Annotated in this window: 28 protein-coding genes; 11 read left to right on the top strand and 17 right to left on the bottom strand. The window is 58.4% G+C overall.

The window, feature by feature from the left end:
* The first annotated feature begins 1 nt into the window (after position 1).
* Both proC and BTN45_RS09770 read left to right on the top strand, forming a co-directional pair.
* Positions 2-820 carry a pyrroline-5-carboxylate reductase gene (gene proC / locus BTN45_RS09775; RefSeq protein WP_207587487.1) on the top strand — a complete coding sequence of 273 codons (819 nt, stop codon included), beginning with the start codon at positions 2-4 and terminating at the stop codon, positions 818-820.
* A gap of 11 nt (positions 821-831) precedes the next feature.
* A complete protein-coding gene (locus BTN45_RS09770; protein WP_004442931.1) occupies positions 832-1,173 on the top strand; it encodes a tRNA-binding protein in 342 nt (113 codons plus the stop codon).
* Positions 1,174-1,187: 14 nt separating this feature from the next.
* On the opposite strand, the gene BTN45_RS09765 is transcribed toward BTN45_RS09770, so the two are convergent.
* The 4 genes from BTN45_RS09765 to BTN45_RS09750 form a co-directional block, all read right to left on the bottom strand.
* A complete protein-coding gene (locus tag BTN45_RS09765; RefSeq protein ID WP_006699624.1) occupies positions 1,188-2,567 on the bottom strand; it encodes an ATP-binding protein in 1,380 nt (459 codons plus the stop codon).
* A 31-nt stretch (positions 2,568-2,598) separates the two neighbouring features.
* Positions 2,599-3,312 (bottom strand): response regulator transcription factor, encoded by a 714-nt coding sequence (locus tag BTN45_RS09760; RefSeq protein ID WP_006699625.1) that lies wholly within the window; start codon positions 3,310-3,312, stop codon positions 2,599-2,601.
* Positions 3,313-3,314: 2 nt separating this feature from the next.
* Positions 3,315-3,821, bottom strand: coding sequence for a MarR family transcriptional regulator (locus tag BTN45_RS09755; RefSeq protein WP_004442928.1), 507 nt, complete (start codon positions 3,819-3,821; stop codon positions 3,315-3,317).
* 236 nt (positions 3,822-4,057) lie between these two features.
* The gene (locus BTN45_RS09750; RefSeq protein WP_004442927.1) at positions 4,058-4,657 is read right to left on the bottom strand and encodes a DUF1236 domain-containing protein; all 600 of its coding nucleotides are present in this window, start codon (positions 4,655-4,657) and stop codon (positions 4,058-4,060) included.
* Between the two features lie 229 nt (positions 4,658-4,886).
* On the opposite strand from BTN45_RS09750, the gene BTN45_RS09745 reads away from it, so the two are divergent.
* Positions 4,887-5,531, top strand: a complete 645-nt coding sequence (locus tag BTN45_RS09745) for an MBL fold metallo-hydrolase (protein WP_004442926.1) — start codon at positions 4,887-4,889, stop codon at positions 5,529-5,531.
* Positions 5,532-5,617: 86 nt separating this feature from the next.
* Here BTN45_RS09745 and BTN45_RS09740 read toward each other — a convergent pair whose 3' ends face one another.
* From BTN45_RS09740 to BTN45_RS09725, 4 genes are all read right to left on the bottom strand, one after another.
* A complete protein-coding gene (locus BTN45_RS09740; RefSeq protein ID WP_003494703.1) occupies positions 5,618-5,833 on the bottom strand; it encodes a cold-shock protein in 216 nt (71 codons plus the stop codon).
* 445 nt (positions 5,834-6,278) lie between these two features.
* Positions 6,279-7,181, bottom strand: a complete 903-nt coding sequence (locus BTN45_RS09735; RefSeq protein ID WP_037089805.1) for a DMT family transporter — start codon at positions 7,179-7,181, stop codon at positions 6,279-6,281.
* 152 nt (positions 7,182-7,333) lie between these two features.
* Positions 7,334-7,645, bottom strand: a complete 312-nt coding sequence (locus tag BTN45_RS09730; protein ID WP_004442924.1) for a hypothetical protein — start codon at positions 7,643-7,645, stop codon at positions 7,334-7,336.
* A gap of 136 nt (positions 7,646-7,781) precedes the next feature.
* Positions 7,782-8,705 (bottom strand): EAL domain-containing protein, encoded by a 924-nt coding sequence (locus tag BTN45_RS09725; protein ID WP_004442923.1) that lies wholly within the window; start codon positions 8,703-8,705, stop codon positions 7,782-7,784.
* 212 nt (positions 8,706-8,917) lie between these two features.
* On the opposite strand from BTN45_RS09725, the gene BTN45_RS09720 reads away from it, so the two are divergent.
* Positions 8,918-10,120, top strand: a complete 1,203-nt coding sequence (locus tag BTN45_RS09720) for a pyridoxal phosphate-dependent aminotransferase (RefSeq protein WP_004442922.1) — start codon at positions 8,918-8,920, stop codon at positions 10,118-10,120.
* 59 nt (positions 10,121-10,179) lie between these two features.
* Here BTN45_RS09720 and BTN45_RS09715 read toward each other — a convergent pair whose 3' ends face one another.
* Complete coding sequence (locus tag BTN45_RS09715; RefSeq protein WP_006699630.1) at positions 10,180-11,286, bottom strand: calcium:proton antiporter; 1,107 nt, start codon at positions 11,284-11,286, stop codon at positions 10,180-10,182.
* 195 nt (positions 11,287-11,481) lie between these two features.
* On the opposite strand from BTN45_RS09715, the gene BTN45_RS09710 reads away from it, so the two are divergent.
* Positions 11,482-11,748 carry a DUF2188 domain-containing protein gene (locus BTN45_RS09710; protein WP_004442919.1) on the top strand — a complete coding sequence of 89 codons (267 nt, stop codon included), beginning with the start codon at positions 11,482-11,484 and terminating at the stop codon, positions 11,746-11,748.
* A gap of 102 nt (positions 11,749-11,850) precedes the next feature.
* Here the strand turns inward: BTN45_RS09710 and BTN45_RS09705 are convergent, their stop codons facing one another.
* Positions 11,851-12,795, bottom strand: a complete 945-nt coding sequence (locus BTN45_RS09705) for a LysR family transcriptional regulator (RefSeq protein WP_174150199.1) — start codon at positions 12,793-12,795, stop codon at positions 11,851-11,853.
* A gap of 89 nt (positions 12,796-12,884) precedes the next feature.
* Here BTN45_RS09705 and BTN45_RS09700 point away from each other — a divergent pair, with 89 nt between their 5' ends.
* The gene (locus BTN45_RS09700; RefSeq protein WP_207587485.1) at positions 12,885-13,922 is read left to right on the top strand and encodes an NAD-dependent epimerase/dehydratase family protein; all 1,038 of its coding nucleotides are present in this window, start codon (positions 12,885-12,887) and stop codon (positions 13,920-13,922) included.
* Complete coding sequence (locus tag BTN45_RS09695) at positions 13,922-14,311, top strand: DUF6220 domain-containing protein (RefSeq protein ID WP_045531999.1); 390 nt, start codon at positions 13,922-13,924, stop codon at positions 14,309-14,311. Before BTN45_RS09700 ends, BTN45_RS09695 begins: the two co-directional genes overlap by 1 nt.
* Before the next feature lie 47 nt (positions 14,312-14,358).
* Here BTN45_RS09695 and BTN45_RS09690 read toward each other — a convergent pair whose 3' ends face one another.
* From BTN45_RS09690 to trxB, 4 genes are all read right to left on the bottom strand, one after another.
* On the bottom strand, positions 14,359-15,474 hold the full coding sequence (locus BTN45_RS09690) for an alkene reductase (RefSeq protein WP_207587483.1): 1,116 nt from the start codon (positions 15,472-15,474) through the stop codon (positions 14,359-14,361).
* Between the two features lie 123 nt (positions 15,475-15,597).
* The gene (locus BTN45_RS09685) at positions 15,598-15,888 is read right to left on the bottom strand and encodes a metalloregulator ArsR/SmtB family transcription factor (RefSeq protein WP_004442911.1); all 291 of its coding nucleotides are present in this window, start codon (positions 15,886-15,888) and stop codon (positions 15,598-15,600) included.
* Between the two features lie 597 nt (positions 15,889-16,485).
* Entirely contained in the window at positions 16,486-17,382 is an 897-nt protein-coding gene (locus BTN45_RS09680; protein WP_034498849.1) for a LysR family transcriptional regulator VtlR, read from the bottom strand.
* Positions 17,383-17,406: 24 nt separating this feature from the next.
* Positions 17,407-18,381, bottom strand: a complete 975-nt coding sequence (gene trxB, locus BTN45_RS09675; RefSeq protein WP_072494676.1) for a thioredoxin-disulfide reductase — start codon at positions 18,379-18,381, stop codon at positions 17,407-17,409.
* A 249-nt stretch (positions 18,382-18,630) separates the two neighbouring features.
* Between trxB and BTN45_RS09670 the strand changes: the two genes are divergently transcribed.
* Positions 18,631-19,098, top strand: a complete 468-nt coding sequence (locus BTN45_RS09670; RefSeq protein WP_004442906.1) for an Lrp/AsnC family transcriptional regulator — start codon at positions 18,631-18,633, stop codon at positions 19,096-19,098.
* Positions 19,099-19,117: 19 nt separating this feature from the next.
* Here BTN45_RS09670 and BTN45_RS09665 read toward each other — a convergent pair whose 3' ends face one another.
* Both BTN45_RS09665 and greA read right to left on the bottom strand, forming a co-directional pair.
* Positions 19,118-20,173, bottom strand: coding sequence for a glycosyltransferase family 4 protein (locus BTN45_RS09665; RefSeq protein WP_207587481.1), 1,056 nt, complete (start codon positions 20,171-20,173; stop codon positions 19,118-19,120).
* 85 nt (positions 20,174-20,258) lie between these two features.
* Positions 20,259-20,735 (bottom strand): transcription elongation factor GreA, encoded by a 477-nt coding sequence (gene greA, locus BTN45_RS09660; protein ID WP_003522847.1) that lies wholly within the window; start codon positions 20,733-20,735, stop codon positions 20,259-20,261.
* A gap of 221 nt (positions 20,736-20,956) precedes the next feature.
* On the opposite strand from greA, the gene BTN45_RS09655 reads away from it, so the two are divergent.
* From BTN45_RS09655 to BTN45_RS09645, 3 genes are all read left to right on the top strand, one after another.
* A complete protein-coding gene (locus tag BTN45_RS09655) occupies positions 20,957-22,189 on the top strand; it encodes a putative DNA modification/repair radical SAM protein (protein ID WP_035209288.1) in 1,233 nt (410 codons plus the stop codon).
* On the top strand, positions 22,189-23,631 hold the full coding sequence (locus BTN45_RS09650) for a UdgX family uracil-DNA binding protein (RefSeq protein WP_207587479.1): 1,443 nt from the start codon (positions 22,189-22,191) through the stop codon (positions 23,629-23,631). The genes BTN45_RS09655 and BTN45_RS09650 overlap by 1 nt, the downstream gene beginning before the upstream one ends.
* Positions 23,632-23,767: 136 nt before the next feature.
* Positions 23,768-24,907 (top strand): GGDEF domain-containing protein, encoded by a 1,140-nt coding sequence (locus BTN45_RS09645; protein WP_207587477.1) that lies wholly within the window; start codon positions 23,768-23,770, stop codon positions 24,905-24,907.
* Positions 24,908-24,925: 18 nt separating this feature from the next.
* Here the strand turns inward: BTN45_RS09645 and BTN45_RS09640 are convergent, their stop codons facing one another.
* The gene (locus BTN45_RS09640; protein WP_037089818.1) at positions 24,926-25,129 is read right to left on the bottom strand and encodes a hypothetical protein; all 204 of its coding nucleotides are present in this window, start codon (positions 25,127-25,129) and stop codon (positions 24,926-24,928) included.
* Between the last annotated feature and the right edge of the window lie 110 nt (positions 25,130-25,239).

The raw sequence follows: 25,239 nt of genomic DNA, 5'->3' as shown, positions 1-25,239 counted from the left end.
CATGGTGTATAAGGCTTCCGGGCCGCTCGTCCTCGTGGGCGCCGGCAATATGGGCGGCGCCATGCTGTCTGGCTGGCTGAAAAAGGGCGTGCCGGGATCGCAGGTCATTGTCGTTGACCCGCGGCCCTCCGACGCCATGCGCACGACGATTACGGAAGCGGGTGCGGTCCATAGCGAAAGCGCGCCTGAAGGCGTCAAGGCCGGCATTCTTTTCGTGGCGGTGAAACCGCAGATGATGGAAGCAGTGCTGCCTTCGCTGAAGCCCCTGCTGGGCCCGGAAACGGTCGTCGTCTCCATCGCGGCCGGCACCACCATTGCCACCTTCGTTTCGCATTTCGGTGCGATTGCCGCGGTGCGCGCCATGCCCAATACGCCAGCGATGGTGGGCCGTGGTGTTACCGGCGCATATGCAAATGAACTTGTGACACCCGAGCTTAAAGCCGTGGTGGACGGATTGCTGAAGGTCAGCGGTCCGGTCGAATGGGTGGATGCCGAAAGCGATATCGATGCCGTGACCGCGGTTTCGGGCAGCGGGCCAGCCTATGTCTTTTATCTCGTGGAATGCATGGCTGAAGCCGGTCGCAAAGCAGGTCTGCCGGCGGATGTGGCCATGCGTCTGGCGCGTGAAACCGTGGCTGGCGCCGGCGAGCTTCTGCACCAGTCCTCCGACGAGGCGGCGCGCCTGCGCCAGAATGTGACTTCGCCGGGCGGCACCACGGCTGCCGCACTTTCCGTGCTGATGGCCGAAGACGGCATGCAGCCCCTGTTCGACAGGGCGGTCGCCGCTGCCAAGACCCGCGCTGAAGAACTGGCGGGCTGAGGAGGCGGGCGATGAGCGGCGAAATTTCCTATGCCGATTTCGAGAAGGTGGATATCCGGGTCGGTACGATCGTGGAAGCCGAGCCTTTTCCCGAGGCGCGCAAACCGGCAATCAAGGTGAAGATCGATTTCGGGCCGGAGATCGGCATCAAGAAGTCCTCGGCGCAGATCACGGTGCACTATACGCCGGAAAGCCTTATCGGCCGGCAGGTTCTGGGCGTGGTGAATTTTCCGCCACGCCAGATCGGGCCGTTCCGCTCCGAGGTCCTGACGCTTGGCTTTGCCGACGCCAATGGAGATATCGTACTCGCTGCGGTTGAAAGGCCGGTTCCTAACGGCGAGAAAATGTGCTGATTGGCGGCCTGCCGTCAAGCCGGGATTTTGACGATAACCCTCAATCCGCCCATCGGGCTTTTATCCAGCGAGACGTCGCCGCCATGGCTGCGGGCGATGTCGCGGACGATGGAAAGGCCAAGACCCGTGCCCGAGGCATTGAGGTTGCGCGCCTCGTCCAGTCGGAAAAACGGCTTGAATACATCCTCGCGTGAATTCTCCGGAATGCCCGGACCGTCATCGTCAAAGGTCATGATAATGGAGCGTGGCGCCTTGCGGATATCGACGTGGAGGTTGCTGGCGTAACGCCGGGCATTTTCGGCGAGATTGGCGACGAGCCGTGAAAGTGCGTTCGGCCGCGCGATGATCCTCTCGATATTATAGAGTTCGTAGCTGAATTTCTTGCCGTGCAGTTCGAAATCATGGCCGATTTTTTCGAGAAGTGCAGGAAGCTCCAGCGTGCCGACATCCTCTTCCACATCGGTACGGGCAAAGGTCAGATAGGCTTCCAGCATCGACTGCATGTCTTCCACATCCTTGTCGAGGCCCTCGAGATCCGGATTGTCGCCGGCGAGCGCCAGCTGCAGCTTGAACCGGGTGAGGATGGTGCGCAGGTCGTGGCTGACACCGTTCAGCATGGCGGTGCGCTGCTCCATCTGCCGTTCAATGCGCTCCCGCATCAGGATGAAGGCAAGGCCCGCCCGGCGTACTTCATCCGCGCCGCGGGGAGAATAGGCGCTGACCTTCTGGCCCTTGCCGAAATTCTCCGCCGCCTTGGCAAGCGCTTCTATCGGCTTGATCTGGCCGCGCAGGAAGAGGATCGAAATGGCAATGAGCACCAGCGATGCGCCAACCATCCAGACAAGGAAGATGTGGGTGTTGGAGGCATAGGCCGCGCTTCTGCTGGTGAAGACGCGGAGCGTCTTGTCATCGAGCTGGACACGGATTTCCACCAGTGAGCCGTTGCCATAGGTATCGATCCAGAAGGGCCTGCCGATCTGTTGGCTGAGCTGGTTTGCGAGGATGGTATCGAGAATCGAGAACAGCGGCTCCGGCCGTGGCGCGGGCAGGTCCGTCTTGGGCTCGATATAGACGCTGAGACCCAGCTTGTCGCGGGCGATGCGGATGACCCGCTGATAGTCATCCTCTTCGGGGTCTGTCTGTAGAAGTTCGATGATCGCGGCGATATCCCGGGTCACAGCTGCCGAAAGGCGTTCGGTCACCAGCTGCCAGTGGCGCTCCATGAAGACGGCTGCGACCACGGCCTGCAGCAGGATCATCGGCAGGATGATGATGAGGAGCGAACGGGTGTAAAGCCCGGTGGGCAGCCAGTGTCGCAGCCATCTGCCGAGGGAGCGCCAGGTCTTTGCGACGGCGCTTTTTTTAAACGTGTCGAGAAAATCGAGGCTCGCCATGGTCGTGCGTTCGCCCTTCGTTGGGTGCTCGTCAGTCCACGCTGAGGCGGTAACCGATGCCACGCACCGTTTGCAGATAGACCGGGTTGGCAGGGTCGTCCTCGATCTTGCGGCGAAGACGGTTGATCTGCACGTCGATCGTTCTTTCGCCCACTTCCGACTCCGCTTCCACCAGCTCGTGCCGTGGAATGGTATCGCCGGCGCGTAGCGCAAAAAGCAGCATGATCTCCTGTTCGCGATCTGTCAGGCGGATCGTTTCAGGACCGCGCCGCAGTTCCCTCCTGGGAATGGAGAAGCTGTAGGGGCCGAACATGATCTGTTCGATCTTGGGCGTGTCCGGGGAGGTGTTGCGCCGCAGAATATTGTTGATGCGCAGGACCAGTTCGCGCGGATCAAAAGGCTTGGCGAGATAATCGTCCGCTCCCGCTTCCAGCCCGGCAATACGTGAATCCGCTTCGGAGCGGGCGGTCAGAAGAATGACCGGCACGGATTTGTCTTCGTTCAGCGAGCGGGTCAGCGAAAGCCCGTTCTCTCCGGGCATCATCACGTCGAGGATCAGCAGATCGAAACGGATGCCCACCATCTTGCGGCGGGCTTCTGCTGCATCGGCCGCAACGGAGATGCGATATCCCTTGTCGCCAAGAAAACGCTGCAGGAGATCGCGGATGCGAGCGTCATCGTCGACGATCAGGAGATGAGCCGCATCGTCGTCCGCCGGTGGACGTTTTGCCGGAGCTTGCGCCATCGTCACTCATCCTCCACGCTGGTCATCGTCGCCGGGCTGCGCATCTGCGCCAGAAATTTGCGCACGCAGGCGCGCGCATCGGGACCGAGGCCTTCCAGCGCGCGGTCGATGCGGCGTGATTGTGGTTCGCTGAGCGCCAACGCCAGTTCGCGGCCTGTCAGCGTCGGATAGAGCCGGCGCTGGCGGCGGTCTTCAGGACCTGCCATCTGGCGGATGTAACCGTCGTCGATCAATTGCTTCAACACTCGGGCGAGGCTCTGTTTGGTGATCTGCAGCGTATCGAGCAGATCCGCCACGGTCATGCCCGGCTGCCGGCTGACAAAATAGACCACCCGGTGATGCGCGCGCCCATAATCAAGTTTCGACAGGATGACGTCGGGATCGGAGACGAAATCGCGATAGGCGAAAAACAGCGCTTCGATCGTGTCGAAGTCAATCTTGCCGTCGTCAACCTTCGGCAGTGCCGGTGTCTGTCTGGCGGCGGCGGTTTTGAGCGATTGCGGTGGCACTGCGGTTCCTTCATATTCTGCGGCTGTCTGATCATATGTTGCAGGCGCCGATGCGCCAATATTCTGTAAACATAGCCGAAAATGCGTCCGCTCGGGAGAATGCCGCGATCATTTTCTGTTGCGGTGGATAATATGGCGAGGGTGCCGGTGCAACTGGAATCCTGAGCGACCTTTACCGCAAATACAAAAGAGCGCGGAAACTCCGCGCTCTCAGCATTACTGTGGTCATGGCCGTCTTACTGGTAGACGTAGACGATACGACGTGTCGAGGGTTCTACGAGTACAGGTACATCGTTCACCCGCACATACCGATACTGATAATCTGGAACTTCAACCAGACGGGTATCGGCCGGCAGGACGCTGCCAACGGCAATGTCGCCGTCATAGGTGATGGTATCGGCAGGGTGCTCGTCAATATAGGTGATGACCGACTGCGGCGGATCGACTTCGCCGACGCGGCCCAGATTCGGATCACCGGGGTTCGGTTCAGCCTGAACACTCGAAGTTTTTTCGTAGGTCACGACCGGCACGCTTAGTTCCGTGCGGCGTTCCTTGAGAATGACGGGCGAACCTTCATACATCACGTTCAGGTAATCGGCATGGGCCCAGCCGCGCAGACCGTTCACCTCGATGCGACACCAGCTGCTGCCTTCCATGCAGCCGTCCAGCACGGCGTTGCTGCCACGCGTGGCGAGGCCGACTTCCGGATAGTCGTCACCGGGGCCGGACCGGACAGAAATATCCGAGGCGGTTGTTGCGACCATGGCGGCATTTGCATAGCCCGCCATCAAGGCGAAGGCGCCACCAGCGATCAGCATTTTAAGCGTCTTGTCCATGTGTCTCACTCCTTTCAAGACTGGTGCTACAACGTCGCAATCCCCAGGGCGTTCCACATTTTTCGGGAAGATGATGTCTCATCGAGCCGCCTCTTCGTGTTATCTGACTGTATGGAATAGGGATTTTCTTCGTGAATTCGCCGCTGAGAACAAGGCGACCTGTCGCCATTGTGCCGTAACCGGTAGCGGGCTATAGGATGGCGGATCTATCAGACAGGAGACACGGGATATGGGAAAGTTGCAGGCCGGGATTATTCCGGTCACGCCATTTGAGCAGAATTGTACCGTCCTGTTTGATCAGGACACCAAGGAAGGCGTCGTCGTCGATCCTGGCGGGGATGTGGACGTCATTCTTCAGGTGGTTGCTGAAAACGGCATCACGCTCAAGGAAATATGGTTGACGCACGGCCATCTCGACCATGCCGGTGGTGCGGATGAGTTGCGCGAAAAACTCTCCCTGCCGGTGATCGGGCCGCATGAAGATGACCGGCCCCTGCTGGAGAGAATTGAGGTGCAGGCGCAGAAATACGGCATCAGCGGTCTGAAGAACGTCGTGCCGGATTCATGGCTGAAGGAAGGTGACAAGGTTTCCTTTGGCGATCACGTCTTCGAGGTCTATCATTGCCCGGGGCACGCGCCTGGTCACGTAATCTATTACAACCGCGACCAGAACTTCGCCCACGTGGGCGACGTGCTGTTTGCCGGGTCGGTGGGGCGCACGGATCTGCCGGGTGGAAACCACGAGCAGCTGATGGCGTCCATTCGCGATAAGCTGCTGCCGCTTGGCGACGATGTCGGTTTCATCTGCGGCCACGGCCCGGGCGGACGGCTGGGTGAGGAGCGGCTGACCAACCCCTATCTCAAGGGACTGTGAGCGCCGGACGGCTGCGGCCTGCGGCGCGCACAAAAAAACCCGGCATTCCTGCCGGGCTTCAACTAGAAAAGAAAGCCGTTTTAGGGTCAGCCAGCAATCTGCAGATTGACTGCCTTCGGCCCTTTGCCGCGACGATCCGGTTCCGTGTCGAAGCTCACTTTCTGATTTTCTGAAAGTCCGGACAGGCCGGAAGCCTGTACGGCAGAGATGTGAACAAAGATATCAGCGCCACCATTGTCTGGCTTGATGAAGCCGAAGCCTTTGTCTGTATTGAAAAATTTTACGGTGCCAGTTTCGGCCATGCATCAGGTCCTTTTCGCTCTGCCCGCGTTCAGCTACAGGCAGCATTACAGTTTTGCCCCGCGTGGGCGTTGGCAGGCAGTTTTTGACTATTGAGAAAATGGACCTTCGCAGCGGGAAGTAATGGCGTTCTCATCCAACGTTTTTCGTCCCACCGCCCGAGGTTTATAGCGTCCCCAGTGCGCAAATTTATAGGCCTTCCCATGCTCGCAAATTGCCCGAACCGCAGTAGATTGCTGCGTTTATCGAAAATTGGCAAGCAAAAGTTTTTACGGGCTTTTTGTCAGATAAAAAACCTGCGGTAGAGTTACGCGTGGGAACCGCACATTTTTTTCGCATAAGTGATAGTTGATGAAATAATTGCCGGTCGGTCTGAGCTTTCCCGGCAAAAATTTGGACGCGTGACCGCGATTTCCCGAGAAAACAGAAAAAACAGTTCTTTTCGCGTCACGCCGCTTCTGTCGCGGTTTTTTGCCGTTTGCGCGTCAGTTCCGGTACCAATTCCACGATCAGGATGGCGATGAAAATGATCAGGCAGCCGACATAGCCGGCACTGGAAATGGTTTCCTTGAGGAAAATCGAGGCCAGCAGGGCGCCGAAGAGCGCCTCCGACGACAGGAAAATCGCGGCCTGCGGCGCTGTTGTGTAGCGCTGGGCAATCACCTGAAGCACAAAGGCGAGGCCGGAAGAAACGAGGCCGACATAGAGAATTTCCACCATCGACGCCTCGATGGCGCCCATGCTGATCGGTTCGGACACAACGCCGATCATGCAACTAAGAAGGGAGCAAACCGCGAATTGTGTGCAGGAGAGCGCAAGCGGCCGGCCGCTTTCGGAGACGAAGCGCCCTGCTAGCGTAATCTGGATCGCCCAGAAGAAAGCGCAGATGATGCTGAGAATATCCCCTTTCGTCAGCGTCTCGAAGGCGCCGCCGGAAAGGAGGAATATACCACCGAGCATCATCAGCGCGCAGGGCCAGACGACCCAGTGGGGGTGACGGCGGTAAAGCAGAACGGCAATCACGGGCACGAAGATGACATAGAGCCCGGTCAGGAAGCTGGAATTGGTGACGGTCGTGGTCAGCAGCCCGACCTGCTGGGTGGTGGCGCCGCCGAACAGCGCAAGACCGACGAGAATGAAGCTGCCGATCTGACGCGGGCGGGGCGGTGATTTCAGGGACCGGGTTTCCATGAGCGCGAAGGGCAGCACGGCGATGGCGGCGATGGCGAAACGCAAACCGACGAACCAGAAAGGGCCAATCGAGGCCATGGCTGAGGATTGTGCGACAAAGCCGCCTCCCCAGATTGCTGCGGCGAGCAGAAGCAGCATATTGGCCTGAATTCGCGTCATTATTGGCACCAGCAATGCGGGGCCGGGAGATCATTGACGTCACGGCCGGGCAAACAGGGGATTTTGTGAGGTGTCATCCAGCTGTGTCGGACGACTGTTTCCCGGGTGCTTTAGCAGCAACATGCCGATGCCGCAAGTCGAGGGGAGGGCCGTTATCTATAACGGCGGGCCTCGTCCTTCAGGCTGCGCCGGGTAAGCATCAGGCCGCCAAGGCCGAGGCCGACGAACGCCGCGGCCGAGAGGACGATGAGCAGGATATGCGGACCTGCCTTCGTCGTCGCAGCCACCTGCGGTATGGCGGAGGTATGCAGGGTGTCCACCGCTTGCGCAGCCGCATTGGCCGATGTCGCGATGCCGGCTGCCATGGTGATGATGACAAGAAAAGCCGCGACCGCCATCCAGAGGGAAAACAGCGTTCTCTGTGCCCTTAACCTTTCAACGGAAGTGCGGTCGTTGGTAAACATGGCTGTCGCCTCTTGTCCCTGTTCTTAAAGGACAAAAGAGGCTTCGAAATGGACGGCTTGGAGACCGAATTCTGGCGTTCCGCGGCATTTATTGCGGCAATATTGTGGCGGGGGCGTTTTTGAACCGGAATTGGCTTCAGAGGCCGCGTTTTCCGAATGTCCGGGTCTGGCGCAGGGGATGCGCGTCAGTGGTGCGCTCCTCACGGAAAAAAGCCGCGGAGCCTTTCTCCAGTCGTGCGGCAGGGGAAAAATAAGCGCTGCCCAGCTCGGGAAAGCGCGCGTCGAAACTGGTGGGCGCAAGTTCCGGTTTTGCCAGAATGTAGCCCTGCATCAGGAAAACGCCGAGTTCCTCACATTGCTCCACCTGCCAACCGGTTTCCAACCCCTCGAAAACCGGCTCTATCCCATCCTCCCGAAACTGGCTGACAATGACGCGCAGGAGAGCGGCGCCCGCAGAATTCTGCATGAAGTCGCGCACCCAGCCCGCTTCGAATTTCACATAGTCCGGCTTGATGAGCTTTACCCGTTCGATGGCGGTATCGCCGGCGCCGTAGTCATCGAGCGCCACGCGAAAGCCGATATCGTGCATGTGGTAGGCGAAATCTGCGACCATCTGGGTATCGGAGGCCTTCTTCTCGGAGATTTCGCAGACGATACGGTCTGCCGTCATGCCGGCCTCGTGGGCTGCGAGACGCATGCGCTCCACTTCCTGCCGCATCTTGGCTGGCGTCTGGAACAGGCCGGGATGGAAATTGACGAAGATGCGCGCGCGGGAGCGGCTGAGCCTGCCGGTGTTGAGAATGTGGATGGTGCGCAGGATGCTGTCGATATTTTCGATGTCTTCCGGTGCCACCAGCGAGAAAAATTCACCTGGTGTTACCGGTTCACCGTTGCGGTGGGGTCGCACAAGACCTTCGAAGGAATCGATGTCCAGCGGCCCGCTTGATGTGCGACGGAATATGGGCTGCAGGGCGGACTTGAGGTTGAAGCTGTTATAGGCGGTGGACCATGTGCCATCGGCCTCGCGGACAAGACTGGAAAAGATGCTTTTGGGCGCCATTTTTCAACCAGCTATAGAGAGACACGACCCCTAGGCTCGCGAATGTAGCTCAACAAGCGTTACTTCCGGGTTAAGGAAGGCTTAAATTGTACCCCACGGCGGATAGGCTGGCTTTTGGCCTTGAAACTAGGCCCGTCTTTCGACATAGAAATTGCCGCAGCAGACGAGATTTCCAAGCTCTGCGATGTCAACCCCAATAGGACCGATTAAAAATGGCCTTCCTTGCCGACATTCTCTCCCGCGTAAAGCCATCCGCCACCATCGCCGTTAGCCAGAAAGCCCGCGAGCTTAAAGCGCAGGGCCGCGATGTGATTAGCCTTGGCGCCGGCGAGCCGGATTTCGATACGCCCGACAATATCAAGGAAGCGGCCATTGACGCGATTAAACGCGGTGAAACGAAATACACGCCTGTTTCCGGCATTCCGGAACTGCGCAAGGCGATTGCCGACAAATTCAAGCGTGAAAACGGCCTCGACTACAAGCCGGAGCAGACGATTGTCGGCACCGGCGGCAAGCAGATCCTGTTCAACGCTTTTATGGCGACGCTGAACCCCGGTGATGAAGTCGTTATCCCGGCGCCGTACTGGGTCAGCTATCCCGAGATGGTCTCGATCTGCGGCGGTACGCCGGTATTCGTCGACGCGACGCTGGAAGACAATTTCAAGCTGAAGCCGGAAGCGCTGGAAAAGGCGATCACGCCGAAGACCAAGTGGTTCGTGTTCAACTCGCCGTCCAACCCGTCGGGCGCGGCCTATTCGCACGACGAGTTGAAGGCGCTGACCGATGTGCTCGTCAAGCACCCGCATGTATGGATCCTCACGGATGACATGTATGAGCACCTGACCTATGGCGACTTTAAATTCGTCACGCCGGTGGAAGTAGAGCCTTCGCTTTATGACCGCACGCTGACGATGAACGGCGTTTCCAAGGCCTATGCCATGACCGGCTGGCGTATCGGTTACGCTGCCGGCCCGCTGCCGCTCATCAAGGCCATGGACATGATCCAGGGTCAGCAGACCTCGGGCGCGAGCTCCATCGCACAATGGGCCGCGGTCGAAGCCTTGAACGGCACGCAGGATTTCATTCCGGCGAACAAGAAAATCTTCGAAGGCCGCCGTGACCTGGTCGTCTCCATGCTCAACCAGGCCAAGGGCATCAGCTGCCCGGCTCCGGAAGGTGCGTTCTACGTTTACCCGTCCTGCGCCGGCCTGATCGGCAAGACCGCGCCGTCGGGCAAGGTCATCGAGACGGATACGGATTTCGTCTCCGAGCTTCTTGAAGCCGAAGGCGTTGCCGTTGTGCAGGGCTCGGCCTTCGGTCTCGGCCCGAACTTCCGCATTTCCTATGCCACCTCGGAAGAGTTGCTGGAAGAGGCCTGCAAGCGCATCCAGCGCTTCTGCGCCGATTGCCGCTGATCGGTTTGTAACCTCGATTGAAGAAGCCCGGCAGCGATGCCGGGCTTTTTTCGTTTCGGTCAGAGCCCCAGGAACAGCAGCATGATGAAGGTGGCGAAGAGAATGAAATGCGTCATTCCTTCAATCGCGTTGGTTTCACCGTCATTGAGGTTGATGGCGGCGGCGATGAGGGTGATGAAGACCATGACGGTCTGAACGGGCGTCATGGCCATGATGAAGGGCTGGCCGGTATAGAGCGCGATACCCTCCATCACGGGCACGGTCAGGATAACCGTCGAGAGCGATGCGCCCATGGCGATATTGACCACGGCCTGCATACGGTTGCGCAGGGCGGACCTGAGCGCGGTGAGGATTTCCGGCGATGCCGAGATCGTCGCCACCACCACGGCCATCAGCGCTGGCGGTGCGCTGGTGCCTTCAAGACTTTCGCCCAGGAAGGCGGACATGAATTCCGCCAGTACGCCGATCAGAACCACGCCGGCGATGATGAGGCCGATGGAGAGTGGTACGTTGCCTTCATCGTCCTCTTCCGCATGGCTGCCTGCTGGCTGGCCGGCCGGATGTGGCTTTCGAGGGTAAGTGTAGCTGAAAAAATAGCTGTGCGGGCCCACCTGCATTTTGAGGAACAGCGCATAAAGCGCAATCATCGCCACGATTGTGAACACCGAGTAGATGTGCCAGCTCTGTTCAGGAATGAACTCAGGCACTATCATCGATATGCCCATGGCCGTCAGGATCATCACGCCATAGGTCTTGCCGGAATCATCGTTATACGGCTGTTCTCCGTGGCGAAGGCCTCCAAGAAGCGCGGCGAGACCAAGAATGCCGTTGATGTCGATCATCACGGCGGAATAGATCGTATCCCGCACCAGCGTGGGTGAACTGGATTCGCTCATGATGATGGCGAGTATCAGCACTTCCACCGCAACCGCCGACAGCGTCAGGATCATGGTGCCATAGGGGTCGCCCACCTTGGCGGCCAGGATTTCGGCGTGATGGGCAACCCGCATCGAGACGAGAACAATGAGCCCGATCAGCACGACGGCAGCGATGATCGTCGCCGTCTTTCCCGCTTCGAAGATTGCATGTTCGGCCAGATAGGCGACGATTGCCGCCGGTATCGCCAGAAGCAGCATACGCTCCTGTTTCAGAATAGAACCCGCCATTGATTTCCCTTCCCCCGGATCGGCTTAGGCTGTGACGTATCGTCCCTCAGATCAAGCAGGATTTGCGCTTGAGTGCTTTTGGTAGGATAGTGATGTCGCAGGACATGCTGCTCATGCCGCGGTGTCCCCATCGGGTGCAATGCTTGAAGCGCGGTTGTGGTTGCCATGTCGCCTACCGAAACAGGAGGAACATGCATGACCAAAGTGGTGTATGAAATCGTCGAACATGACGGAGGCTTTGCCTACCGCATGAACGGCGCTTATTCCGAAACATTTCCTACCTATGCGGATGCCGTCGAGGCTGCGCGCATCGTCGCTGCCGAGCAGCAGGTGGGTGGCGATGACGAGGAAATCAGCTATCAGGATGAGAGCGGCCACTGGCATGAAGAATACAGCCAGGGCGGCGACCGCCCGGAAGCCGAGGTGGTGGACAAGACAACGCAGCAGGCCGAACCATTCTGACGGGCGATCCGTGGATTTTATGCAAACCAGGATCGCTTTTCCGTTCCGCCGGTCCCTTCCAGTTGGGGATCGCGGGCTGCCTCGTATCGACGCGGCACTGCCTTAGCGCCGTTTCGGTGGCGCGCCCGGATCGGTTTCCTTGAGATGACCCTTGAGGCCTTCGACCAGGGCGCTGAAGACGGCGCGGCATCGCGGTGAGGTCTTGAGGTTTTCGTGCATCGCGACCCAGGTATGGAGCGGGATATCGATGTTCGGCAGAACCTGAACCAGTCGCGGGTCCTTGCGGGCCAAGCCAATCTGACAGACGCCGATGCCCGCGCTGGCGCGGATCATGGCAAGTTGTGCAAGGTTGCTGTCGGCGCGTATTTCGAAGGAAATTTCCTCAACATCGGGGATGTCAGGATCGAGCGAACGCATCCGCTGGATGGCCGCCCGGATGAACGGCGTCTTGCGATCAAAACCGACCATCCGGTGGTGGTTCAGGTCTTCCATGCTCTTTGGCGTTCCGGCTTTTGCCAGATAGTCGCGCGTCGCATGAAATCCCAGACGGAAATTGCCGATGTAACGCATGACGATCGCGTCCTGCAGGGGCTCGGTCATGCGAATGGCAATATCCGCCTCGCGTCTTAGAAGGTCTTCCAGCGTATCTGATAATGACAGCTCGATTTCAAGCCGCGGGTGAACCTCCTGCATGGCCGTGATAATCGGCGGCAGCATTTCGACGCCGATGATGTCAGATGCGCTGATGCGCACCGTGCCTTCGATCTTGCCGACTTCGCCGGAGGCCGCGCGCATGAGGGCGGCGGTCGTCGCCGCCAGATTTTCCGCATAGGGGCGGAGCGCAAGGGCTGCTTCCGTCGGCATCAAGCCGTGCGGCGAGCGGATGAACAGAGGAAAGCCGACGGCCTCTTCCAGCGCGCCGATATGACGTCCCGCCGTCGGCTGGGTGATGCCAAGCTCGCGGGCGGCGGCGGACAGCGAACCGTCGCTCAGCACGCTAAGGAAGGTGCGATAAAAATCCCAGCTGATGTCGCGGTTCTTGCTCATAAAATTTTGTATAGCCGATCCACTGATTTCGATAATTTCGTATATCGCGAAACGCGACGATACTCCATCCCAGAACAAGGAGTACGGCGATGATATATGAAAACAACGCAGATTCAGCAGAGAATGATCGGCCACTGGCGCTGGTTCTGGGCGTGAATGGGGGTGTCGGCGGCCAGGTCTCCCGTATGCTGCAGCAACGGGGATGGCGCGTGAGGGCGATGACGCGGCGGAAGGCGGCCTCCCACATCACTGGCGATGTCGAGTTCGTGGTGGGTGACGCCATGAGCGGACAGGACGTCTTGAAGGCGGCACAAGGTGTTCGGCTGATCGTCCATGCGGTTAATCCTCCCGGATACCGCGATTGGGAGAAGCAGGTATTGCCGATGCTGGACAACACGATCGCGGCTGCTGAAAGCTGTGGGGCGAGGATTGTTTTCCCGGGGACCATCTATAATTTCGGCTCTGACGCCTTTCCGCTGCTGAGCGAGGAGAGCCCGCAAAAGCCCTTTACCCGCAAGGGCGCATTGCGTGTGGAGATGGAGCGGCGGCTTAAACTGGCTTCAATGCGCGGCGTGCCGGTGCTGATCGTCCGGGCGGGCGACTTCTTTGGGCCATATGCGAGAAACAACTGGTTTTCGCAGATGCTGGTGCGACCCGGCAGGCCGGTTCGCAGCGTGCAGAACCCTTCCGCCCGCCATGCAGGACACCAATGGGCTTATCTGCCTGACGTGGCGGAAACCGTTGGCCGACTGCTCGACCGTGCAGACGAGCTTCCGGCCTTTGCCGTCTATCACATGGAAGGTTTCTGGGATTTCGACGGGCTGCAACTGATTGAAGCGATCGAGCGGGTTGTGGGCCATCCGGTCAAGCGGCGACGTTTATCCTGGACAGGCATCAAACTGGTTGCGCCGTTCGTTCCGCTGTTCCGCGAAGTGCTGGAAATGCAATATCTCTGGCAGATGCCGATCAGGATGAGCAATCGTAAGCTGACAGATTTCCTTGGAAGTGAGCCGAAGACACCTATCGACATTGCGGTGGCGACCACTTTGGCGGGTCTCGGTTGCCTTGACGAGAGGCCGCGGCCGTCGAACCTTGCGCATCCGGCCGACGCCGAAGGCAGGGCGTGATGGGCGCGGTTGCGAACGGAATGTCGACCAGGCGTCGCGCCTTTGCCGTGATTTCGGCAAGCGTGCCCGTGCTGATCTTCGCTCAGGTGCTGCTGGCCGGGCTGTCGATCTATTACGATGGATCGCTGCTGTCGCTGCACAAGGGGCTCGGCCTTCTGATCGCCGTTCCGATCCTGTCGCTGGCGGTCCTCGCTTTGCGATACGAGGACCTGCGGCCCAATCTTGGCCGCTCGCTGGTGCTGCTTGCTATCTATTGTCTGCAGGTGGCGCTGATGAGCATCGGTCGGGAAACGGGCAATGGGTTGTTGCAGGCGCTGCATCTGCCCAATGCCTTCGTAATGGGCGCCTTTTCCGATTTTGCCGCGCGGCAGGCGAGAAGCGCGCAATAAACGAAAACGCCGCATCGCTTTTCAACGATGCGGCGTCTTTTTCATTGCTATTGGGCGAGGGCCGGATAGTCGGTGTAACCTTCGGCGCCGCCGCCATAGAAGGTCGGCTGGTTTGGTTCATTCAGCGGCGCGTCGTTTTTCAGGCGGCGCACCAGATCAGGATTGGCGATGAAGGCCTTCCCGAAAGCAACGGCATCAACCTTGCCACTTTCCACGGCTTCGATGGCGCTCTGCCTATCGTAACCATTGTTGGCGATCCACAGGCCCTTGCCGCCGGCATTACGATAAGCCGACTTGAAGGACGCGTAATCGAAAGGCTTGTCGCCCTGCTTGAAATCGCGTGGACCGCCCGTCGCACCTTCTACGACATGGATGAAGGCGAGATTGCGCTTGCCCAGCTGCTCAACCACGTAATTATAGAGCGGTTGCGGATCAGCCTCGAAAATATCGTTGGCAGGGGTAACTGGCGAGAGGCGGATGCCGGTGCGGCCGGCGCCGATCTCTTCCGCCACCGCGTCGACGACTTCCAGCAGGAAGCGAGCGCGGTTTTCGATGGAGCCACCGTAATCATCCGTGCGCTGGTTGGTGCTGGATTTCAGGAACTGCTCGATCAGGTAACCATTGGCGGCATGGATTTCGACGCCGTCGAAACCGGCCTCCAGTGCCGCGCGCGCGCCGCTGCGGTAATCCTCGAGGATGAGGCCGATATCGTCGATGGTGAGGGCACGGGGCTCGGAGGTTTCGGCAAAGGCACCGGTGCCGTCATCATTGATGATATAGGTCTTCGATTTGGCGGTGATGGCCGAGGGGGCGACCGGCTGGCCACCATGCGGCTGCAGCGAGGTGTGGGAAATTCGGCCCACATGCCAGATTTGGGCAACGATCTTGCCGCCCGCCGAATGAACGCCGTCGGTGATCTTTTTCCAGCCTTCAATCGCTTCCCGCTTATAAAGACCGGGAACATCGGCGTAACCCTGGCCCTGCTGGGAAATGGGCGTGCCTTCAGTGACGATCAGGCCGGCTGTCGCCCGCTGCTCGTAATAGGTGGCGTTGAGATTGTTGGGAATGGCGCCCGGGGAGCGATTGCGGGTGAGAGGGGCCATGACGATGCGGTTGGCGAGTGCGATATCGCCGGCCTGTGCCGGTTCGAAAAGACTGGTCATGCGACTTCACTTTCTGGTCGGTTGGCGAAATTGCGCGGCAGGCGCGCTATCCTGATATGGGTGCCGGTGCGAAACCGTGTCGCGGTTCCCGTCCGGCACCCCGGGGCTCAAAGCTTGGGAGGCTCAGAGATTGGTTTGCAGATAATTGCGGAAAGCATCGATGGTTTCCTCGTTGCGCTCAAAAAACACCCATTGCCCCACCTTCTTCGACCTTATCAGGCCCGCCGCCTGCAGTACCGCAAGATGCGAGGAGACGGTGGATTGCGACAGGCCGCTGATCTGAAACTGGTTGGCGCAAACACCCATGCTGAGCGGATGCTCCTGACAGAAGTGACTTTCCGGAGACTTCAGCCATTCCAGAAATTTCAGCCGTGCGGGGTGCGAAAGGGCTTTGAGGACTTCCTCCGGGTTCATTGGGGTTTCTTCAATATCTGACATACCCGATATTTATATCGACCATTATCGATATACAATTCACGTCTCTGTGAGGACTGCACGGGCGCGGTGGCATCGGCAAAAAAAAAGGCCGCTGGATATTTCCGCGGCCTGATAAGTTTGAAGGTCAAAACCTCCAGAGGGGAACAGCTGTCGCGTGCCTGAGCGAGCGTGACAGCCAACCAAGATATGGTGGGAGCGACAATGCAAAACAAGGTTGCATCATCCGATATTTCGCCAATTTGGAGAAAATTCTTGCGGGTAAAAAAAGAGGGCCGCCGGATGTATCCAGGGCCCTTTAAGTGTGAAGGTCAAAAACCTCCAGAGGGGAACAGCTGATGCGGTGGAACTGGGAGGAAAAGCCACCGTGTGCATCAGCTGAGAGCGATATGGTGCTTTTTTGTGCACGAAACAATTCTTTTTTGTGCAGGTCAGGCATGCGTCGGGTGCAGGCCTCAATATTTCAGGTATATTTTATGTGCAAAGCTGGCGAAGGGCGACTGGTCGCCCTTCCATTAATTCCCCTGTAGCTCCTTGAAAAATAACGTCTATTTCAGCCGTTCAGCTATTTAAACGTCAGAAATTCCAGTTGCGCGCCTTGGCGACGATAAAATCGCGGAAGGCCTTCAGCTTTGCAGCATTTTTCATCTCGTCCGGATAGCAGAAATAGGTGTCGAATGACGGAATGTCGGCCGCGAGCGATAACTGGATGAGGCCGGGGTCCCGGCCGACAATGTAATCCGGCAAGCAGGCGATACCTATTCCCAGCAGGCAGGCACGCTTGATCGAGGTCTGGCTGTTGATCTGCAGATGCGGGGTGCGGGTATTGTCGGAAGACCGCCCCGCATTTTCGAGCCAGTTGACATCTAGCAGGTAGTTCGGCGCGGGTTCGCCAAACGAGATGATGCGATGGTTGTCCAGATCCTCAACCGACTGGGGCTCGCCATGGCGATTGATGTAAGACGGCGCGGCATAGACGTGCATGTGCACCGTGAACAGCTTGCGCTGGATGAGGTCCGATTGCTGGGGCTGGCGCAGGCGAATGGCGCAATCTGCGTGGCGCATGTTCACATCCAGCTCCTCATTGTCGAGGATGAGCTGGATCGACATTTCCGGATAGAGCTGCAGGAATTCCTGCACCTTGTCCGTCAGCCAGCCCTGACCGAGGCCCACCGTCGTCGTGACGCGCAGCTTGCCGCTCGGCTTTTCCGTCGTTTCGGTGAGCTGCATCTTCACCGTTTCGAGCTTCAGCAGCACATCGTGAGCGGTGCGATAGAGCAGTTCGCCCTGTTCGGTAAGAATCAGGCCGCGGGCGTGGCGATGAAACAGCTTGACGCCGACATCCTGCTCCAGCGCGCTGACCTGGCGGCTGATGGCCGACTGGGACAAATGCAGCTTGTCGGCAGCATGGGTGAAAGACCCTGCTTCGGCTGCGGCATGAAATATGCGCAGTTTATCCCAGTCCAATGGCATTGCCATGCCTATCCTGCCTTTCAGTTATTCCGCTGCGACAGCAAGCGGTTGATGCGCGGTGAGATAACGTTCCGCTTCCAGCGCGGCCATGCAGCCCATGCCGGCGGCGGTGATTGCCTGACGGTAGATGTCGTCGGTGACGTCGCCGGCCGCGAAAATGCCTTCCACGTCGGTGGCGGTGGAATCGGGAGCGGTCCACATATAACCGTTGTCCTTCAGCTTCACCTTGCCCTTGAAGAGCTCCACGGCAGGCGCGTGACCAATGGCGACGAAGACGCCGTCAATGGGCCTTTCGCTGATCGCGCCGGTTTTGGTGTCGCGCAGCTTGACGCCGGAAACGGAGGGCGGCATCGGCGGTTTTGCGGGCGCGCCGGTAATTTCGGCAACTTCCGTGTTCCAGAGGATATTGACGTTGTCCTTGGCAAAGAGCCGTTCCTGAAGGATTTTTTCCGAACGGAAGCTGTCGCGTCTGTGCACGACCGTTACCGACCTGGCGATATGGGCGAGATAAAGCGCCTCTTCCACGGCGGAATTGCCGCCGCCCACCACGATCACATCCTTGTTGCGATAGAAGAAACCATCGCAGGTGGCACAGGCGGAAACGCCGAAGCCCTGGAAATGTTGCTCGCTCTCGATGCCGAGCCACTTGGCCTTGGCGCCGGTGGCGATGATCAGCGTGTCGGCGGTCCACACCTGGCCAGAATCGGTCTTCACGACGAACGGGCGAACGCTGGTTTCAACTTCGGTCACCAGGTCACTGACGATTTCCGCGCCGACATGCGTCGCCTGCTTCAGCATCTGGTCCATCAGCCACGGGCCCTGGATAGGATCTGCAAAGCCCGGGTAATTCTCGACATCGGTGGTGATCATCAGCTGACCGCCCTGTTCCATGCCGGCGATCAGCACCGGCTTCAGCATTGCGCGCGCCGCGTAGATCGCCGCCGTGTAGCCTGCGGGACCGGAGCCGATGATCAATACCTTGGTATGGCGGGCAGACATGGGAAATTTCCTTCTCAATAGCAGGGTCTTCAGCGAGGGCCTTCCAGCCGCGGCAGGGCGTACGGGCCATAACCCCTTCGTTGGCGGGTATTTAAGGTTGTCTAGTGCCTTTATTCAAGGGCAGCCTTGCGTTACCAACAAGGCAGTTGTGGATGCACGCGCAATTTTGTGACCGGCTGGCGGCATATTGTTGCGAATCCCGCGCCGAATAGTACAAGGAAGTTCTACAGCTTAACGAGGTACTCCTCCGTGACCAGCGTCGAACTCGATGCCATCGATCTGAAAATCCTGCGCGAATTGCAGCGCGACGGGCGCATGACCAATGTGGAACTGGCCGAAAGGGTCGGTATCTCGGCTCCTCCGTGCCTGAGGCGTGTCCGCAAGCTCGAGGAGGCGGGGGTGATCGAGGGTTATCACGCCATGTTGAACGCGCCGAAGCTCGGTTTTGATCTCGTTGCCTTCTGCATGATAGGTCTCAAGCGCCAGTCGGACAGCAATCTGAAGGCCTTTGCCGCGGCGACGGCCGGGTGGCCTCTCGTGCGCCAGGCCTGGATGGTATCCGGCGAAAGCGACTTCCTGTTACATTGCGTCGCAAGAAACCTGACGGAATTTCAGGACTTCGTCATCGAGGTTCTGACTGCGGATGAGAATGTCGATACGGTGCGCACCATGCTGACCATCCGTCAGGTCAAGCGCGTCGGTCTCGTGGAAATCTGATTTTCCGGCTTGCGACGCATTACCCCCGCCGCAACGCCTCATAGACTTCGCCAAGACTGGCCGCTTCTTTTTCCAGCGGAAAAGTGCTGCGCACATGCGCAAGTCCGGTACTCGCATGGACTTTGGCCATGGCGGGATCGGCGAGATAGGTCTTTATTGCATCCCTCAGTGATGCATAGTCGCCCGCTTCAACAACCGCCCCGGTCTCGCCCGTGACGATCATTTCCTCGTAGGCACCGGCATTGCTGGCGACGACGGCCGTTTCCGAGGCCATTGCTTCAAGCGGAGTCAGCCCGAAACCCTCGTTGCGCGAAGGCGCGACATAGAGCGTCAGCCGCCTGTACCACGGCTTGATGTCATCAACTTCACCCTGAAACACGATACGATCTGCGAGGCCGGCGGCGTTGACATCTGCTTCAAGGGCTTCGGCAAAAGCCTTGTGTTCCGCCGTCACGCGGCCTGAAACCACAGCTGTCCATTGCTGATAGGCGGGCAGAAGTTCGATCATGGCACGCACGAAAAGATCGGTGCCCTTCTGGTGGCGGACCCGCCCGAAGCAGCCGATCAGATATTGTCCCGGCAAGCCGGTCGCGGCTATCGTGTCCTCAGGACCGGTTGCCGGATGGAAAAGTTCGGTATCCACGCCATGCATGACAACGCGATGGGGCACTTCAAGAAATGAGCCTGAGCGGATGTTGGTGGCCACCACGGCATCCATCCTGGAGATCAGGAAACGGGTATAGGCGGAATGCCGCCTCTGCGCGGCCGAGGTGAAGAGAAGCTTCACCTTCATGCGCAGCACATCACGCATGAAAATTCCCGGCAACATTTCGAGGTTGCGGCGGGCATGCCAGATGCGCGGGCCGCCAAACGGGCCGCCTTGCCAGAGCCGCCACAGGTCGCGGAAACGCACATGCGGCAGATGCGGCGGCAGGCCGGGGCCGATGGTGGCGACCTTCTGTCCCAGCCGGTTCTGCACCGGTATCAGCTGAACGATGGTGGAGGTGACGCCGGAGAGCCTGCGTTTGAAATTCGGCGCAAGCACCTGCACATCTTTCAGGCTGACGTGGGACAAGATGGGCTTCCGTCTTTGCGGCTGGTTCAGGGGAGCAAGAGGTCAAAAGCAATGCGCCCGCTGGGGGGCGCATTGCATGGGGTAATCAGCCCCACTGAACCGCGAGGATCTCGTAGCCCTTGGCGCCGCCAGGAGCGTTGACTTCGATGCTGTCGCCAACTTCCTTGCCGATCAGGGCGCGGGCAATCGGCGAAGAGATGGAAATACGGCCGGCCTTTACGTCGGCTTCCTGGTCGCCGACGATCTGATACGTCTTTTCCTCATCGCTGTCTTCGTCAACCAGCTTCACGGTGGCGCCGAACTTGATCTTCGAACCCGACATCTTGGAAAGGTCGATGACTTCAGCGCGCGCCGTCAGATCTTCGAGTTCCGTGATGCGGCCCTCGTTATGGCTCTGCGCTTCCTTGGCAGCATGGTACTCGGCGTTTTCCGAAAGGTCGCCATGGGCGCGCGCTTCCGCAATCGCCTCGATGATGCGGGGGCGTTCCTCCTGCTGGCGCCAGCGAAGCTCCTCCTGAAGCTTGACGAATCCACCCTGGGTCATCGGTACTTTTTCTACCATTTTTTTATCCTTCGCATTCCGGTCGCTTTACCTGCAGACACAAAAAGAAACAGGTTCCGGAGGGGAACTCCGGAACCATGCCAAAATCATAACTGAGCGGACTATATCAGAAGACGACAGCGAAATGCCAGCAAATTTGAGGCATCAATATTTCTTTGTCTTTCCAATGACTTGAATATCCTGATTGACAATCCTCAAGAGAACATATAGTGAACGTTATTATGAAGAAGTCAATCAGGCAACGGCTGGCCATTCTCTCTGACGCCGCGAAATACGACGCCTCCTGCGCATCGAGCGGGACGGCGAAACGGAACTCTGCAGCCTCAGGCGGATTGGGCTCGACAGAAGGGTCTGGCATCTGTCATGCCTATGCGCCGGATGGGCGCTGCATATCGCTCCTGAAAATCCTGCTCACCAATTTCTGCATCTATGATTGCGCCTATTGCATCAACCGTTCTTCCAGCAATGTGGAACGGGCGCGGTTTACCGCAGAAGAGGTGGTGTGGCTGACGCTCGAATTTTACCGGCGCAACTATATCGAAGGGTTGTTCTTGTCCTCGGGTATCATCCGTTCTTCCGATCACACGATGGAGGAGATGGTGCGGGTGGCGCGTGAACTGCGGGTCACCCATGGCTTTCGTGGATACATCCACCTCAAATCCATCCCGGAAGCGTCTCCGAAATTGATTGAAGAGGCGGGGCTTTATGCGGATCGGTTGTCGATCAATATCGAGTTGCCCACCGATAGCGGCATCGGCCGTTTTGCGCCGGAAAAGCAGCCCGCCAATATTCGCCGCTCTATGGCCGATATCCGCCTGAAAATCGAGGAGGCGGGCGAGCCTACCGTCAGAACGCGAAAAACCAAGCGTTTTGCGCCCGCCGGACAGAGCACGCAGATGATCGTGGGCGCCGACGGTGCCGATGACAGCACCATTCTTTCCACCAGCGCGCGGCTCTATGGAAGCTATGGTCTGCGGCGCGTCTATTATTCGGCGTTCAGCCCAATTCCGGATTCGTCGAAGAACCTGCCACTCATCAAGCCGCCGCTGATGCGCGAACACCGCCTCTATCAGGCGGACTGGCTTTATCGTTTTTACGGTTTCGATATCGGCGAGATAACCGCTATCGGCGGAAACGGCATGCTGGATCTTGACATCGACCCGAAGCTTGCCTGGGCATTAAAGCATCGCGATCAGTTTCCGGTAAACGTCAATGCGGCGGATCGCGAAATGTTGCTGCGTGTACCCGGTTTCGGCACCAAGACGGTCGCCTCGATTCTCTCGTCGCGGAAGTTCCGCAGCCTGCGGCTGGAAGATATCGCCCGCTTCGGCGTTTCTCTCAAAAAGGTGAAGGCCTTTATCGTCGCGGAGGGATGGACACCGGGCAAGCTGATCGAACGGCCGGATCTGCGCGCGATGTTTGCGCCGCAGCCTGAACAATTGTCGTTGTTGTGATGTATGGCCCGGTGCTGGAGGGGCGGGGGGATTTCACCGAGTGGCGCGATGCTGCGCGCGCGGCGCTTGCGGCCAATATACCGCCGGAGAAGATCGACTGGCGGCTGCAGGATGACGGGTTTGGGCTTCTCGACTTTTCCGGTGCGCCATTGCCAACGGAGGGCGGCGCCCCGGTTTCCGTACCTGCCGCATTCGTCGCGCTGGCGCAGGCTGTCATCTGCCACAGCGATCCCGGCCGTTTCGCGCTGCTCTACAGGCTATTGTGGCGGCTGAAACGGGATCGGGCCCTGCTGCAGTTCAAGTCCGATCCGGATGTTTCCGATGTGCGGCTGCTCGAAAAGTCTGTCCGTCGCGATTATCACAAGATGACGGCCTTCGTGCGTTTTAAGGAGCTGCCATTGCCGCAAGGGCAGGGCGGGCGACGACGGTTCGTGGCGTGGTTCGAACCGGACCATTTCATCATCGAACGTACGGCTCCGTTTTTTCAACGTCGCTTCACCGACATGGACTGGTTGATTGTCTCGCCGAAGGGCAGCGCCAGATGGGACGGAAACCTGCTGCAGTCATCACGGGAGGCTGCCGCCAAGCCTGATCTCAAGGATGAAACGGACGATCTCTGGCGAACCTATTACGCCAATATTTTCAACCCGGCCCGCTTGAAGATCAAGGCCATGACAGCGGAGATGCCGAAGAAATACTGGAAGAATCTGCCGGAAGCCGAGCTCATCCCTGACCTGATTCTGGGCGCGGAGGCGCGGGTGCTGGAGATGGCGGCGAAGGAGGCGAGCCAACCGAAGCCGTTTCACCATCGCCTCCAGGCAGCGGCTTCCGCACGGGAAGAGCAGCGACCTTTGCCGGGTGGGACGCTTGCTTCGCTGGCGCATGAAGCGCGCCACTGCACACGGTGTGCCCTGCATTGCAAGGCGACGCAGACCGTTTTTGGCGACGGGCCGGAAAACGCGAAGATCATGGTCGTCGGCGAGCAGCCGGGCGATCATGAGGATCTGGCCGGAAAACCTTTTGTCGGCCCCGCCGGCCAGCTGTTCGACAGGACGCTCAGCGAGATCGGTGTGGACCGAGGCGGGCTTTACGTTACCAATGCCGTGAAACACTTCAAATACGAAACGCGCGGCAAACGGCGTATACATCAGCGCCCGAATGCGGGCGAGGTGGAGCAATGCCGCTGGTGGCTCAACCAGGAAGTCGCGCTTGTTCAGCCGAAGCTGATCGTTGCCATGGGTGCAACGGCGCTATATGCGCTGACCGGCGGCAAAGAAAAAGTCTCGGAGATTCGCGGCCGTCCCTTGCCAATGCAAGAAGGGCGGACGCTTTTTGTCACAGTGCACCCATCCTACCTGCTTCGCCTCCCTGATGAGCAGGCTAGAGAGATGGAAATCAAGAAGTTCAAAAGGGACATGCTTTATGTAAGAACGTTTGAATAATATTTTGGAAATATATATTTCGTCGTATCTAAGCTTCGTTTTGCTGTGCTTTACACATCGTTAGTTGTTATTTTTAATTGAAATTTATTCAATTCATTTTACATGTGGCATAAAAATATTTATATATGGGCGTATTATGCTGGGTGAACTTGACCTTGCAACAGTCATACTAATGCAAAAATGCTCCTACATCGTAGGGCTACTGAGTTTTATCTATTTGATGTTGACCAATCGCGGTCTGCGAGGTCCTGTCGCTCTCGCCGCGGGCTTTGCGGCAATGGCCGTCGGCTCAACGCTTGCAGGATATGGCGAGTGGAAGATGTTGTCGCCGGCCTTTTGGCGGTTGAGCAGTATCGTATTCGGTATTGCGGGTTATGCGCTTATCTGGCTTGGCCTGAAAACGTTGAGCGACGGCCGTTTTGTATCGCCGAAAACTCTGCTTGGGACTTGTCTTGTCGTGGTTCTCGGGATTGTCCTCGCGTATGAGGTGGCGGAGAACAATGCGTTGCGCGCTGCGCTGTTCAATGGCTGTGCGGCGCTCGCCTATCTCGGCGCGGCCGTGGTGCTGTTTAGCGGCTGGCGCAAGGAGCCGCTTCTTTCCCGCATCGCGCTGGGCGCGATCACCACCGTCTCGGGGCTGATTTCACTTCTGGTGGTAAAGGGGGTGCTTTCACCCTCTCTCGCCTCCATCAACATCGTCAATGCGTTCTTCCTCATCATTATGCTCAACTTTGCGATTGCCCTGTTCGTAATGGTGCTGGTGGCTGAACGCTCGGAGCGGAAACTGTTGATCCTTGCCAATACGGATCCGCTGACAGGCGTGAAGAACAGGCGCTTCTTCTTTCAGACGATGCCCACAAGGCCTGATCCCACCGATGCGACAATGCTGCTCGATATCGATCACTTCAAATCGATCAACGACCGCTTCGGCCATTCCGTCGGTGACAGCGTCCTGCAGGAAGTGGCAAAGCGGATCGGCGGCAGTATTCGCAGTGGCGACGTGCTGGCTCGTTATGGCGGCGAGGAATTCATCATCTTCCTGCCCGGCGCAGGAAGCCAAAAGGCGTCAATGATAGGCGAGCGCATTCGCAACGCGGTTGCTTTGAAAGAGGTGGACTGCGGCGGGCTGCGTGTCGGTGTGACAATCAGCATCGGCATTGCGACAAGCGGCGAGATACACTGTGATCTCCAGACGCTGGCCGACATGGCCGACCGCGCGCTGTACCGCGCCAAGAGCGAAGGCCGCAACTGCGTCCGGGAAGCACTGGCGGCTTAAAGCCTGCCGTTTCAGATGCTATTCGCTCTCGTTCGATTTTTGGCCCGTGTCATGGCCTACCTCTCGCTCACGCTGCCTAAGGGCTTCTTTCAGAAGAATTTCGATCTGCGCGTTAATGCTGCGCAGCTCGTCGCTCGCAGTCTGGCGGACAGCATTCAAAATCACCGGTTCGATGCGCAGTGGGAAAGCTACACGGATCGGGCCGGGCGGTCGTCCAGTCATGCTTTTGCTCCAGATGCGGGTTCAGGAACTGGGTGATCGGCGATGGCGGAGAATTCTCGGGACAGGGAAAAATCGTCATCGGCCTGTGGGTGGGAATGATGTTTTTTTGA

This window comes from Rhizobium sp. ZX09, from assembly GCF_017357485.1.
Lineage (GTDB): Bacteria > Pseudomonadota > Alphaproteobacteria > Rhizobiales > Rhizobiaceae > Agrobacterium > Agrobacterium pusense.
The sequence above is the reverse complement of the archived record's forward strand: the minus strand, read 5'-3'. Positions and strand labels throughout refer to the sequence as shown.